Genomic DNA, 13,357 nt, shown 5'->3' on the forward strand with positions numbered 1-13,357 from the left:
TGATGGAATCTCCGCGCTCACGTTCGGACATCGACATGGCCGACATCGCCGTGCGGTGGCACCGCACCATCGGTATGCGGCCCTGCCGGCGTATCGATATGCGGACGGGTGTCGACATGCGGCGGCACCGCCGAATCACCGTGGCCGGTGTCGACATGGATGCCGAAATGCGAGGTATCGCCATGGGCGTCGACATGCGGGCCTGCCGGCGTATCGGCATGGGGCGCGGTGTCGCCATGCGGCGGCGTCGCGGTGTCCACATGCGGGCCGCCAGGCGTATCGAGATGCAGGCCGATGTCGATGTGGACGCCCTTGAAGATGCTCTCCACCGCGCTGACGGCGTCCTTTGCGAGATAGCCTGCCTGAGTCATCGCGCGGATCGCGTCGTCGGCGCCGACATTGGCGGCATGCAGCGCGGTGGCGGTGGCATCGGCGGGATAGTTCAGCACATTGCGCGTCTCGCTGGCGATGTTGTCGGCGCCCTGCTTGAACACACCGCCAAGAACCGCGCCGACCTGCTGGGCATTCTGCTTCACCGACGGGATGACGGCGCTGTTGACCCAGTTCAGCCACCGGCTCGGATCGAGATTGGCGGTGAGCCAGTTGGTGATCGCGGTCGAGGCGGCGGCCGCGACGGTCTCGGCGAGATTTTTCAGCGACGCGCCGTCGATGTCGAGCTTGACCGGACCCACGCTGAAGCCCTGCGACTGGAAGGTGAAGTTGCCGGAGAATCCCGCACTGGCATCGCTGCCGTTCAGCGCCGCCGTGATGCTGCCGCCGACATGGGTGTCGATCGTGACGCTGCCGAGCGGCCCGAGATTGAGCATGCGGTTCAGGCCCACCGACGCAGTGCCGCCGGCATTCATGGTGGTCGGCCCCGTGATCGCGCCCTTGATGTCGTAGCTGTAGACGGGCGCGTTGGAGGCCAGCTCGAATGCCGCTCCGCTCGGCGAGATGGTGATGTCGACGGAGGCGCCGACGAGGCCGAGCAGATCGATCTTGCCGTGGGCGACCGCGTGCGGCGGCCTGCCGTTCTTCGTGTAGCTGCACAGCGACAGGAACGGCCCCTTGCCGGCGTCGCGATCGTCGGTGACCGACAGCAGCTTGCCGCCGGCAAGCTTGATCGGCGACAGGCTGGCCTCGATGCTGAGGCCGGTCTTCGGCTCGATGTCGATGTCGACGATGCCGGTGATGCCGTAGACATCAAGTTCGCCGGACATCGCATAGCCCATCGCGACCGGTGGCAGATTGCCGATCTGCGTGGTCTGCGGCACGAACTTCACCTGGGCTTCCCTGGTCACGGTGATGGTGTCGCCGGACTTGGCGAGATGGTAGTGCGTCAGCGACGCGAGGTCGGTGAGCGACCAGCTTGTCTCCGAGCCGCCGCTCAGGATCGAGATGTTGCGCGGGTCTGAATTGAGGATGACCGGCGGATTGGCCTCGGCAAACGCCTTGATCAGCGCCGCGCCGTCGCGGTCCTTCAGCGCCGACGACAACGCGCCGTCGATGGAAAACCGCGCGGTGCCCTTGAGCGCGAACAGCTTGAGCAGATCCTGGACCTGCGGCGGCACGCTCTGACGGGCGAGGCCGGCGATCGGCTCGATGACCTCGAGCAGATCGACGTCGCTGATCGATCCCGCCAGCAGGCTCTGGGCTGGATTCTGCGAGTTGAAGAAGATCGCGATCGAGCTGTCGAAATCCGCGACCTTGATGCTGCCGGCGACGCCGATGCTGGGAATGCCCTCGTCGTCGACGCCGAGCTCGATCGCCAGTGCGCCCAGGCTCACCACCACGAAGGTGATGCTGTCGGGCGTGCTGCCGGAGATGAACAAGCCGTTCGCCTCGAAGTCGGCTTCGACCGTGAAGGTGAGCTTCTGCTCGGCGATCGTGGTCGGGATCGTCGCCTGCAGGCCGAGCGTGAGATTGCCGGCATTGAGCTTGGCCACGAGCTTGGCGCCGGCGAGCGCCATGTTGGAATTGATGCTGCCCGCCAGCGCGACGCTGAGCTGGCTGGTCGATGGGTCGGTCGGCACCCACAGCGTCGCCGCGAAGGTGCCGGAGAAGTCGACGAGCTTGCACAGCGCGCCCAGCGCCTTGCTCTCGGCCGGGTTCATCAGGGCGTAGATGTTGAGGCCGGCCACGACGCCGCTGGTCCAGGCCGGCGAGGTGATCGCCTTGGACTTGATCGCGGGGTTGTCGAATTCCGACAACGCCGGAAACGAGAAGCCGCTGTCGGTGACGCTGCCGACGATCAGCAGGATCTCGGTCAGGCCGAAGGCATCGTCGATCAGCTTCAGCACCGACAGCGCCGGCAGCTGGTCGAGCTTGCCGAGCGCGAGGTCGATGCCGAAGGCATAGCCCCAGCCGGCATTGTCCTGCACGACGAAGGCGGCGCTGCCATAGGATGCCAGCTGGGTGCCGAGCAGCAGCTTGAACTCGTCCTTGGTCTTCTGCAGCAGCACGGAGCTGTCGGTCAGCGTAAAATCGAAGCCGTGCGGCGAGACGTCGAGTGGCTTGCACAAGGCTGCGACCACGGTCGAGAGCGCGATCGTGGGGATCTGCGCCGAGATCGAGAAGCTGCCCGGCAGCGTATAGGTCGCCTCGAACTGATTGTTGCTGTCGAGCACCAGCGTGCCCTGGACCTGGCCGGTGATGCCGTCGCCGTCGTTGCCGAGCTGGATGGAGGCGCCGGTGATCGCAAGGCCGTGCGCGCCGATCTGCAGGCTCCAGGTCGAGGTGAAGGAGGCGGAGAGGGAGTAAGTGCGGGTCTTCGGCGTGGCCGAGAAGGCGAGGGCGCTGAGGTCGATCTCCGGCAGGCCGGCATCGCCGATGAAATAGCCGGCCAGCGCTGCGACGTTGGGCGTCCTGCTCGCGGCATCGAGGCTGCCGCTGAAGGTGCCGTCCGGCAGCGCGGCGCTGGCGTCGAGCGTGCAGATGTTGCCTTGATTGCCGATCGCAATGACGCCGTCGATCGTACCCGATGGCTGCGGCTGCCCGGAGCTGGCGTCCACCTTGAGCGTCATCCCGATGCCGCTCACCGCGACCTTGCTGTCGAAGTTCCAGGTCTTGCCGGTCGCGAGCTCGAACGTCGCCTCGTTGAGTTTCGGCACGGTCGGGTCGATGGTGAAGGCGAGGCTTTGAAGCGTCAGCGCGCCGGTCGGGTCGAACTGGTCCGGCGGCGGCAGCAGCGCGTGCAGATTGCCGCCGAGCGCCCACGGCAGCAGATTCTCGATCGACACCGCGGAGGCGCTGGGTGCAGTGATCACCAGATCGACCGGGCCATTCCCGGTGACGTTCAGGGACGCAGGCAGCGTCACCTGGCCGCCGGCGAGATCGATCGCGATCGTGGTCTCGAGCGCGATCGTCGCGGCGGCGCTGCCCGCCGTCAGCAGCGCGGTGAAGCCGAGCTGGTGCAGCGGGCCGAGCGTGAACGGCGCGGCCACTGGCGCCTTCAGCACAAAGGCCGGCGTGCCGGACGCGTAGGTGATCGGCCCGCCGAAGGTGAGGCTGGCAACGGATCCGACCAGCTTCGCCACCTGGGACAGCCCGCCCGCCACATTGACCGCGCCGTCGAACACGAGCGCGCCAGTCGCGCCGTCAGGCGGGATCGTTGTCAGCACCAGGCTTGCGCCGCGCGGCACGATGAGACTGCCGAGCGGAGAATCCTTCAGGCTCGGAAACGCCGACGCGAAGTCCCAACCGCCGGTGCTGCGGCCGGTCACGACCACCGCGACGTCGTCGTCGCCGCTCGGGGTGAAGGTTGCCGTGACCGCCATCGTGGCGAACGGACCCTGTCCGACCCCGGTGATGCTCACCGAATCGCTGCTCTCCGCCAGCATGGCCTCGCCGATCACCAGCCGGCCGTCCGGCAGCGACGCATCGAACACCGCCTGCAGCGTCGCGGATCCGAACAGCGTGTCCGGCCCCGTGAACGTCTTGCCGACGACACACGCCGTCAGCGCCTGTTTGATCTCATCAGGAGTCATCGCGTCAGCTCCGCGGCGGACGAAAAGGAGGGGCCGTCGATCAGCCCGTGACCGCAGCCCTTGTGAAATCAGTTCGTATCGAAGTGGGTCGAAGCAGCTCGTGACGAACCGGCCCGATTGGATCGGCTGTGTGAGCAGTATCAACTCTTACGTCTTGGCCGGTTGTCGGCCAGTTCACAATCTCAAGATTATAATTGAGAGATCGCATCCTCTGGATGCTGGCTGCACCGCTCCCTTGGCATCGAGATGGTGGGCATGGCGGGAGGCGCGAATTCGCATGCGGAGGCAGCACGGCTCGGTCGGCCTGCCACCCTCGTCCTCATCGAGAATTCCGGAGGTCCAATCTCGCTTGACCGATCGAGCCCGGCTTGTCGAGGCGCCATCGAGCCGAGCTCACCAACAGCTCGGCGCGCGCCGCACCGATGCGGGCGCCTGCGCCGCAGAGTCTCCGCGTCGCGACCATCCACACCATCGATCGGTCGTGATCGCCGCCGTCTACGGCAGGTTGCCGCTCAACTGGCGGCGTCGATCAGGTTTTCCAGCAGCCGCTTCAGCTCGCCGGTGGCCTTGTCGCCGTAGTTCTCCAGGATGTGCGCCTCCTGGCTGGCCGCCAGCGAGTTCAGCCGCTTGCACAGCGCCTTGCCGCGGTCGCTGATGAACATCAGCACCTTGCGGCGGTCGTGGGCATCCTGGCGGCGGTAGACCAGCGAGTCCGACACCATGCGGTCGATCATCTTGGTCAGGGTCGGATGGTTCAAGAGCACCGCGTCGGCGAGATCGCCCATCGAATGCCCCTCGCCGTCGGACAGCACTTTGAGGATGCGCCATTGCTCGACGGGCACGCCCTCCGTGCTCAGGCGCGTCTCCAACTGCCGGTTGATCTCCCGGTTGGCCTGCGCGAGCAGATAGGCGAGATGTTCGGTGAGGGGGGTGTTGGGATGGTGCGGTTTGGCCACGATGAACTTCGCTTGCGGGTCCCGAATTGAATGATTGTCCGGCAGTTGCTGCCCGATCTATATGCATCCCAATTCTTGAACATTCAATATTTTCGAATAGGATATTTGCCGGCCCCATGCCGATTTTGACGGCGGGTGACCGCCGGCCCACAGTGGGTCAACCCCGGGTGCGGCCAAGGAGTGGGTGTGCTCTCGACAGGATTCGTCACGGCCGGACGCTTCGGCCTGCCGCCATCGCTGCTGTTGCGGAGCCCGCCGAGTCGGGGCGTCACCCCGTTCCCGTCAGCCTTCGATCCCGATCGCGCCGAGCGGCGGGGCGCGCGCAGCAAGCTGCGCATCGGCAACTTCCTCACCTTCTCCGGCTCGCCCGGCATCTGGGGCCCGGCCGCGGCCAACAGCGCGCTGCTCGCGGTGGCCGAGATCAACCGCCGCGGCGGCATTCTCGGCCGCGAGATCGAATTGTCGTTCTATGATTCGGGCGGGCCGGTCGAGGACGTCGTCGCCCGCGCGCGGGATGCGCTCGCCTTCGACGACATCGACGTCCTGGCGGGCTCCCATATCAGCGCGGTCAGGCTGGCGCTGCGCCGGCTGACACGCGGCCGCATCCCGTATGTCTACACCCCGGTCTATGAAGGCGGCGAGCGCACGCCCGGCGTGATGGCGATCGGCGAGACGCCGCACAGCCAGACCCGGCCCGCCATTCACTGGCTGTCGGACAACAAGCGCGCCCGGCGCTGGTACCTGATCGGCAGCGACTATGTCTGGCCGTGGCAGGCGCACCGTTCGACCAAGACCTACATCACCGAGGCCGGCGGCCAGGTCGTCGGTGAGGAATTCGTCCCCGTGGGCTGTGACGATCACGAGGCGCATCTGGCGCGCATCCGCGCCGCCCGGCCGGACGTCGTGCTGATCTCGCTGATCGGCACCGACGGCATCATCTTCAACCGGGCGTTCGGCGAATCGGGTCTTGCCGCGACCACCCTGCGACTCGCCGGCGCGATGGACGAGACCGTGCTGCTCGGCATCGGCGCCGACAATACCGAGAACCTGTACTCGGCCTCGGGCTATTTCAACTGCATCGGCTCCGCCGCCAACGACGACTTCATGAGCCGCTATGCTGCGATGTTCGGCGCGGACGCGCCGCCGGTCGGCTCGGTCGGGCAGTCGAACCATGAGGGCCTGAGCTTCCTGAAGGCCGCCGCAGAGCGCGCCGGCTCGCTGGCGCTGCGCCCGCTTGCCGCCGCCGGCCGCAACCTCGTCTATTCCGGTGCGCGCGGCGACGTGACGATCCGCCAGGGCCGCGCCGACATGGCGATACATCTCGCCGCCGCCGACGGGCTGGATTTCAAGATCATCAGGACATTCTGATCGCTCGGCGCGTCACGCGGCTGCCGCCTTGTTGGTCGGCTTGCCCGGCGCAGTCGCCTTGTTCGGTGCAGGCGTCTTGGCCTCCGGCGCGTCGCGGATCAACCGGCTGGTCGCCTCCTGCGGCATCGGCTTGCCGAACAGATAGCCCTGCACGCTGGTGCAGCCTTCCTTGCGCAGGAAGGCGAGGTGCTGTTCGGTCTCGACGCCCTCGGCCAATACGGGAATGTTGAGGCTGCGTCCGAGCAGCAGGGTCGCCTTGACGATGGCGGCGGCGTGCACGCTGGTCTCGACCGACTGGATGAAGCTCTTGTCGATCTTGATCTTGTCGAAGGGAAACACCTGCAGGGTCGACAGCGACGAATAGCCGGTGCCGAAATCGTCCATCGCCACGGTGACGCCCTGTGCCTTCAGCGCCAGCACGACCTGCAGCGCATGCTGGCGGTCGGCGATGATGCCGGTCTCGGTCAGCTCGATCTCGAGTCGCTCGGGCGCCAATCCGGTCTCGCGCAGCACCTCGGAGACGCGCCGCGGCAGATCGTGGTTGAGCTGCATCGGCGCGACGTTGACGGACACCTTGAACGGTTTGCTCCAGCTTGCCGCGGTGGTGCAGGCGGTGCGCAGCACCCAGTCGCCGATGTCGACGATCACGCCGGTCTGCTCGGCCAGCGGGATGAAATCGTTCGGCGGCACGCGGCCCTTCACCGGATGGTTCCAGCGCAGCAGCGCCTCGAAGCCGATGATGTCGCCGCTCTGCGTGTCGTTCTGCACCTGGTAGTGCAGCTCGAACTCGTCGCGCGCCAATGCGTGCTTGAGGTCGATCGCGAGTTCGGCGCGGCGCCGGCTGGTCTCGTCCATCGACGTCTCGTAGCTGCAGATCCTGTCCTGGCCGAGACGCTTGGCGCGATCCATCGCCAGATCGGCCCGGGTGCAGAGTTCGTCGGCGGTGAGGCCGTGATCGGGATAGAGCGCGATGCCGATGCTGCAGCCGACCGAGAAACTGCGCTCCTCCCACTCGACCGGGCTGAGCACCAGCGCGCGCATGCGCTCGGCGAAGGCCGTCACCTCGGTGCGCGCGAAGATCCTGCTCTTGACGGCCACGATTTCGTTGCCGCCGATCCGCGCCAGGAATTCATCGGGCTGCAGCGTGGCGCAAATCCGTTCCGAGATCGTCGTCAGCACGGCATCGCCGGCACACCGGCCGTGCGCGTCGTTGATGTCCTTGAAGCCGTCGAGGTCGATGGCCAGCACGGCGAGCTGCGCAGCCTCGTCGCCGTCGCCGGACGTCAGTGGCGCCAGCCGCTGGCCGAGACCGTTGCGGTTGGGCAGGCCGGTGAGCGGATCCTGCAGTGCCAGCTGCCGATAGCCCTCGACCGCTTCCTGCGTCGCCTGCAGGTCGATCGCATAGGCGGAGGCCGCCATCGCCATGATCAGGCCGATGCCGGTGACGACTGCGACCAGCATGACGCTGTCCGACAGCGACGGCGCCGCTGCGGCAGGGCCCGCCATCGGCGCCAAGGTCAGCGCGACCATGCCGGTGAAATGCAGGCTGAAGATCGCGAGCACCATCGCGAGCGAACCGGCATATTGGCAGAAGCGCGTCACCGGACGCGCGATGCGGTTGGCGGCGAGAGCTCCGAAGCCCACGGCAAGGGCGACCGACAGCCATACCAGCGGCATGTTCCAGGTCAGCACGCCCTGGAGATTGAGCGCACTCATGCCGGTGTAGTGCATGGCGGCGATGCCGAAGCCGAACACCGCGCCGCCGGCTTCGATCTGCAGGCCGCGTTGCGTCCGTGTCGTGATGAAGAAGCCGAGCCACGCGAACACGACCGCAAGGCCGAGGGAGATGAACGTCATGCCCGGTTCGAACGAACGTTGTCCCGGCGCCTCATAGCCGAGGATGGCGGCGAAGTGCGTGGTCCAGACCGTGCCGCCGGCGACGAGCCCGGTCAGAAACAGCAGATGGAAGCGGCGCAGGCCGGTGTTGCGGCGGACCCGCGCCAGCAGCCGCATCGCCAGCAGCGAGCCGAGCACGCACACCAGCAGCGCAGCGGCGACGATGCGCAGATCGTGATCTGCAGGCAGGCAGGACAGGATCGTCAACATCAAACCAGACCTCTCTTTCGGGCGAGCCGCGCGCTGCGATGCCGCCCCCGCTACCGTCGCGATAGCCGAAGCGTCCATCCGCGCCGAAGTTGCGCCCGGAGTCGTGATGCACGAGGTCGGACGATCTCCAGATTAATGCGTCTGCCCGGGCCGGGGGATGCGTTCACAGAACCGAAAACAGCGTGACGAAAGTCCCAACGGCGAACGGCGAATACCGCGCGTATCGCAAGCCGCGCTACCGATCTACCGGCTCGCGACGTTGCCCGGCAGCGCATAGGCGCGGACGTAGTCGCCGAGCCTGGTGCCGAACGAGCCGTGGCCGCCATCGACGGTGACGACATACTGCCTGCCTATGGTCGGCGAGCCAGCCGCCTCCGGCAAAATAGCGCCAGGCCCATCAGGCCTGCGGTGACAGTGGTGACGGTGAGCAGCAACGTTGCTGGTGGCAGGCGGCGGCCATGCGAGGCTCCACGCTGCAGGGGACGAGGCGTGGCGGGACGCCGCAATCGCGTCATGAACGGCGCGGCGGGACGGAAGTTCCGTGTCGCCCCGGCCGTCATGGCTCGCTGGCGGGGACACGGCCTTTTGTCACCCTCCGTGCCCGCAACGGGTTGCCGTTGCGTGACGGAATTAATACGCTCGAATGTCATTCACATGAAATTTGGAGTGCCGGATGCGTGCGCAGTCGCGAGCCTTGTCGAACCCGGTCAGCCTGTGGTGGGCGATGCTGACCCTGGTCAGCCTCGCCAACATCGTGTTCTGGTTCATCCTGTACCGGCAGCTCAACGGCGGCAGCAGCGGCACGCTCGGCCAATCCTCCGACACCGGATCGATGCTGATGCTGTCGGCGGCCTATGTGTTCGGCTGCGCCTTCCGCTCGGTGCTGCCGCGCGCCGACGTGCAGCGCATCTGCCTGGTCGACAGCTGGCTGTCGAGCATCTTCGTCGGCCGCAGCGTCGCGACCATCGCCGAGATCGCCTTCGCGGCGCAATGGGCCATCATCCTGGCGCAGCTCGGCGCGATCGCCGATGCCGAGACGGCGGTCAACATGGCCCGCATCATCGTGCCGCTGATCGTGGTCGCCGAGATCTGCTCCTGGTACGCCGTGGTGACCAGGAACTTCCTGTACAACGCGATCGAGAACTCGCTGTGGGCGGTGGCCTTCCTGTTCGTCGGCATAGGGCTCGGCCGGCTGCTGCCGGAGTTCGACGGCCTGGTGCGCTGGCTGCTGCTCGCTGGCCTCGTCGGCATCGCCTGCTATCTCGCCTTCCTGATCGTGGTCGACGTGCCGATGTATGTGAAGCGCTGGCGGATCGAACACGCGGCCGGCACGCCGCTGCTGCATCCGCTCGACGGCCTGCGTGACTCGGCGACGCGCTGGATCGTCACCCACGAGTTCGATCATTGGAAGGAGGAGATCGCCTGGATGTCGCTGTATTTCAGTGCGGCCGTCTGGGGCTCGCTCGCGCTGTGCGCATTGTCGGCGATGAACGATCGTCTGCCGCAGGATCGCGCCCAGGTCTCGGTCACGCCGCCCGCGATCGTGCAGTCCGCCACCGTGCGATGAGGTCCGGCGTCTCGCCATAACATCCGGACGATGAACAACCCGCGGTGACCTGCACCGCGGGTTTTTCGTGTCGGCCACCTTAGCCGTGCATCGCGAAGTGATGCGAGTCGTCCATCTGGGCGACGACGTGGCTGTAGTCGGCATGCGGCGCGTCGTGGCTGACCGGGCCGTGCTCGAAGGCCGGCGGAACGATGCCGGTATTGCCGCCGTGATCGCCGAGGCCGTGGTCGCCGAAATTGTCGACCATGATCGGGTTGTGCGACGAGCCCTCGCCATGCAGCGGGGTATCGAAACCGAGGCCCGATGCGACGTTGCCCTGGCCGTTGTCGCCGGCCTGGTGGATCGCCTGCGCGATCGAGTCCCAGAACCCGCCATGGCTGCCGCCGTCCGGCCCTGCATGGGCGATCTGGATGCTGCCGTCGCTCCGCAGGCCGTCCTGCGCCAGCTTGAAGATGTCGCCGATCGCAGCGCCGAGATCGCCATGGCTGAGATCGTTCACCAGCGCGCCGAGATCGTGGCCGATCGCCGCGACCTGGTGCCCGATGGTCTGGGTCATGTCGCCCGCCGTCTCCATCAGCCCGCTGGCGCCCTCGCCGACGAAATGACCGACGCCGTCGACGATGCCGGTGCCGACCGCATCGACGCCGTGCGCGACACCGGAGATCGCCTCGCCGATCGGCCCGCCGATCAGGTGGCCGGCGGCGGAGGCGGTGTCGGTGACGACGCCGATCGCGCCATCGGCGATCGCCACGCCGGCATCGAAGCCGCCCTTGATGACCGCGCCTGCGGCATCCAGCGCATCGGTGCCGACATCGGCCGCGGTGCCGACGATCGTGCCGGCCATGTCGAGTGCACCTTGGCCGACGGCACCGGCCGCCTCCAGTCCAGCCTCGCCGAGGCCGACGGCGGCGTGGGCGGCATCACCGGCGACATCGAGCGCGCCATGCGCCACGTCGCCCGCGACGTGCAGTCCGCCGTCGACGATGTCACTACCGATGTGCTTGACGTCGTTGACGACGCCGTCGAGGTCACCATGCACGAGATGGCCGACACCCGACGCGACGTCGCTGACGACGTGGATGCCGGTGTTGAGCACGTCACCGCCGACATTGACCACGGTCGACGCCACGTCTCCGACCGTATGCAGCAGGCCGCCGCCGATCGCCTCGGCACCGTGCTCGATCGCGCCCAGGACGCCACCGACGGTGTGAATGGCCTCGCCACCGAGGGCGCCGATCCCATGCACCACGCTGCCCACGGCGTGCACCGCATCGCCGGCCACGTGCTCCACCGTGTCGACCACGGCGCCCGCGGCGCCGCCCACCGCACCAGCCACGTCGCTGGCCACATCCTTGACGTCATCCACGACCGAACTGACGGCATCGGTCACGCTGTCCCAAAAGCCCATTGCTCTGCTCCTTGTTGCGTCACCTCGCCTCGGGTGACGGCGCCGTTGTCGCAGATGCCGGGCGCGCGCTCCGTGCGCGACGTCACGCAAGGCTCTCGCTCAGGCGTGACCGATCCAGCCATGCCACGTCAGCGCGGCGAAGAACGGGCTGCTGTCCCGAAAGCCGCCATCACGCAGAAGGGTTCTGTCCTCATCGGGACTGAGCATGTTGACGCTGCTCTCGACTGCCGTGCGCATCGCGTTGGCCTGCGCAGGATCAGCCCCGGACACGACGGCATAGGCTACATAACGATCCAGCCATAGGTCCCTCTCGATCTGCTCCCTGGGCAGGCAGCCATGGGCAACGACGAAAGGCGCTCCCGGGTGGAGCCGGTCGTGCACGGCGCGCACCGTCCTCAAGCGCTCTGGAGCCCGAAGGAAGTGGAGCGTCAGCAGGCAGGTCGCTGCGTCGAACGGGCCGGCGGGCGCATCGTCGATGGTGCCTTCGATCAGTTCGACCCGGCTCATCCGCTCGCCGAGCGTGCGTTCCGCGAGTTGCAGCATCTGCGGCGCCGGATCGACGCCGACGAATGTCCAGGATGGCTGGGCGTCGGCCAATGCGCTCAGTTCGAGCCCTCCGCCCGCGCCCAGCACCAGCACCCGCGCATGCTCGGGTGCCCGTTCGGCCAGCAGGATGGCCGTCATCCGATGCAGCCCATCCAGGCCCGGGACGAAGCGCCGTGGTCCATCGGTGTAGCGCGCGACGAATTCGGGATCGGAAAACGCGCGCATGAATTGTTGCGCGCCGTCAGCGATGTCAGCCGTCATGACAAACGTCTCCTTTGCGAGGCCGCTTTCGTCGTTCGAGACGAGCGTGGAAATCAGCGCTGAGGGCCGCCAGCGTGATGGCGCCGAGGCGGGACAACAGCAGCGTCTCTGCAGCCTGCAGGGAGGTGTCGAGCGCTGCGTTGACGGCCTGCTCGACAAGGCAATCCGGATTCTCGGTTCGATTGGCGATGGCGAACAGCGATGGCCGCCCGAGTGAATCGTAGACGTCGCGCAGGGTGACGGTCGCCAGATCGCGGGCGAGCGTCCATCCGCCGCCATGGCCTTTCTCGGAGCGCACATGGCCGCTGTCGCGGAGGCCGGCCATGATTCTGCGGATCACGACCGGATTGGTCTGCATCATCGATGCGAGGGCCTCGGACGTGACCGGACCGTCGTGCTCCGCCATGTGGAGCAGGACGTGCAGGATGCCGGACAGCTGGCTGTTGGATCTCATGTAACTTTTAGTATTGCATGATATCCCTGCGGTCAACCCGGCAGCCGGGGCGCGGCGGCGGCGCATTGCACGTCAGGGTTCGATGGGCGGATTGACTTTGACGACGCGTGCATCGACGACACGCGTGCCCTCGAGCTCGCGCACGATACGGTCGTCGGGGCCGAGCTCGCCGAGATCGAAGTCGCGCTCGGGCGTGATCAGGATCACGCGGCGGCCGGTGATGACGATGACGGTGACGTCGTGCTGCTCGCCGGAGATCGCCCATTCGCGGATCTCGGCCTGGTAGGGCGCGCGGCGCCATGCGTCGGGATAGCCGGGATCACAGCGCACCTCGATGCCGTCCTCCGACATCGTCAGCACGAACTTCGCCTTGCTCGGCTGCCAGTCCGCGTCGAGCCGATCGTTCACCAGCCACAGGCAGCTGAAATCCCGGCATTCGGCGTGGCGATCCTGATAGATCGTGCAGCCTTGCCGGGGTCGGCAATGCGGGCACCAGGCATGCGCGGGTTTCGCGAGCTGCTCGATCTCCATGACCTTGCAGCACAGCGTGCAATCGCCGCAGCGTTTCGAACTGTCGATCGAGGACCTCATGCCGACATCGTCTCGCCGATGCGGCCGCGCATCAAGGGCGTGCCCGTCGGGCGACTCGGGTCCCGCGCCTCACCGCGGCGGGCGTGTCCATGCCTCGCCACGATGAGAAACGTC

At 67.0% G+C, this 13,357-nt stretch carries 10 protein-coding genes; 2 read left to right on the forward strand and 8 right to left on the reverse strand.

Going from position 1 to position 13,357, the window contains the following annotated elements:
* Window positions 1-17 precede the first annotated feature (17 nt).
* Window positions 18-3,986, reverse strand: coding sequence for a hypothetical protein (locus ACQR1B_RS01720; protein WP_434831539.1), 3,969 nt, complete (start codon window positions 3,984-3,986; stop codon window positions 18-20).
* A gap of 512 nt (window positions 3,987-4,498) precedes the next feature.
* Window positions 4,499-4,942: a MarR family winged helix-turn-helix transcriptional regulator gene (locus ACQR1B_RS01725; RefSeq protein WP_434831538.1), complete on the reverse strand. Its 444-nt coding sequence runs from the start codon at window positions 4,940-4,942 to the stop codon at window positions 4,499-4,501.
* 186 nt (window positions 4,943-5,128) lie between these two features.
* Here ACQR1B_RS01725 and ACQR1B_RS01730 point away from each other — a divergent pair, with 186 nt between their 5' ends.
* Window positions 5,129-6,310: a substrate-binding domain-containing protein gene (locus tag ACQR1B_RS01730; RefSeq protein WP_434831537.1), complete on the forward strand. Its 1,182-nt coding sequence runs from the start codon at window positions 5,129-5,131 to the stop codon at window positions 6,308-6,310.
* Between the two features lie 12 nt (window positions 6,311-6,322).
* Here the strand turns inward: ACQR1B_RS01730 and ACQR1B_RS01735 are convergent, their stop codons facing one another.
* Together ACQR1B_RS01735 and ACQR1B_RS01740 are read right to left on the reverse strand one after the other, a co-directional pair.
* Window positions 6,323-8,416, reverse strand: a complete 2,094-nt coding sequence (locus ACQR1B_RS01735) for a putative bifunctional diguanylate cyclase/phosphodiesterase (protein WP_434831536.1) — start codon at window positions 8,414-8,416, stop codon at window positions 6,323-6,325.
* A 243-nt stretch (window positions 8,417-8,659) separates the two neighbouring features.
* Window positions 8,660-8,797, reverse strand: coding sequence for a hypothetical protein (locus ACQR1B_RS01740; protein WP_434831621.1), 138 nt, complete (start codon window positions 8,795-8,797; stop codon window positions 8,660-8,662).
* 292 nt (window positions 8,798-9,089) lie between these two features.
* On the opposite strand from ACQR1B_RS01740, the gene ACQR1B_RS01745 reads away from it, so the two are divergent.
* Window positions 9,090-9,983 carry a hypothetical protein gene (locus tag ACQR1B_RS01745; protein ID WP_434831535.1) on the forward strand — a complete coding sequence of 298 codons (894 nt, stop codon included), beginning with the start codon at window positions 9,090-9,092 and terminating at the stop codon, window positions 9,981-9,983.
* 79 nt (window positions 9,984-10,062) lie between these two features.
* Here ACQR1B_RS01745 and ACQR1B_RS01750 read toward each other — a convergent pair whose 3' ends face one another.
* The 4 genes from ACQR1B_RS01750 to ACQR1B_RS01765 form a co-directional block, all read right to left on the reverse strand.
* A complete protein-coding gene (locus ACQR1B_RS01750) occupies window positions 10,063-11,391 on the reverse strand; it encodes a hypothetical protein (RefSeq protein ID WP_434831534.1) in 1,329 nt (442 codons plus the stop codon).
* Window positions 11,392-11,490: 99 nt separating this feature from the next.
* A complete protein-coding gene (locus tag ACQR1B_RS01755) occupies window positions 11,491-12,198 on the reverse strand; it encodes a class I SAM-dependent methyltransferase (protein WP_434831533.1) in 708 nt (235 codons plus the stop codon).
* Window positions 12,188-12,652, reverse strand: a complete 465-nt coding sequence (locus ACQR1B_RS01760; RefSeq protein ID WP_434831532.1) for an Rrf2 family transcriptional regulator — start codon at window positions 12,650-12,652, stop codon at window positions 12,188-12,190. Before ACQR1B_RS01760 ends, ACQR1B_RS01755 begins: the two co-directional genes overlap by 11 nt.
* A 72-nt stretch (window positions 12,653-12,724) precedes the next feature.
* On the reverse strand, window positions 12,725-13,243 hold the full coding sequence (locus tag ACQR1B_RS01765; RefSeq protein ID WP_434831531.1) for a hypothetical protein: 519 nt from the start codon (window positions 13,241-13,243) through the stop codon (window positions 12,725-12,727).
* Window positions 13,244-13,357: the final 114 nt, after the last annotated feature.

Source organism: Bradyrhizobium oligotrophicum (assembly GCF_051168495.1).
Lineage (GTDB): Bacteria > Pseudomonadota > Alphaproteobacteria > Rhizobiales > Xanthobacteraceae > Bradyrhizobium > Bradyrhizobium oligotrophicum_A.

What these genes read in the sequence shown, in the direction of transcription:
- ACQR1B_RS01755 (WP_434831533.1), bottom strand. Translation starts at nt 12,198, where the DNA reads ATGACGGCTGACATCGCTGACGGCGCGCAACAATTCATGCGCGCGTTT.
- ACQR1B_RS01750 (WP_434831534.1), bottom strand. Translation starts at nt 11,391, where the DNA reads ATGGGCTTTTGGGACAGCGTGACCGATGCCGTCAGTTCGGTCGTGGAT.
- ACQR1B_RS01735 (WP_434831536.1), bottom strand. Translation starts at nt 8,416, where the DNA reads ATGTTGACGATCCTGTCCTGCCTGCCTGCAGATCACGATCTGCGCATC.
- ACQR1B_RS01765 (WP_434831531.1), bottom strand. Translation starts at nt 13,243, where the DNA reads ATGAGGTCCTCGATCGACAGTTCGAAACGCTGCGGCGATTGCACGCTG.
- ACQR1B_RS01760 (WP_434831532.1), bottom strand. Translation starts at nt 12,652, where the DNA reads ATGAGATCCAACAGCCAGCTGTCCGGCATCCTGCACGTCCTGCTCCAC.
- ACQR1B_RS01720 (WP_434831539.1), bottom strand. Translation starts at nt 3,986, where the DNA reads ATGACTCCTGATGAGATCAAACAGGCGCTGACGGCGTGTGTCGTCGGC.
- ACQR1B_RS01745 (WP_434831535.1), top strand. Translation starts at nt 9,090, where the DNA reads ATGCGTGCGCAGTCGCGAGCCTTGTCGAACCCGGTCAGCCTGTGGTGG.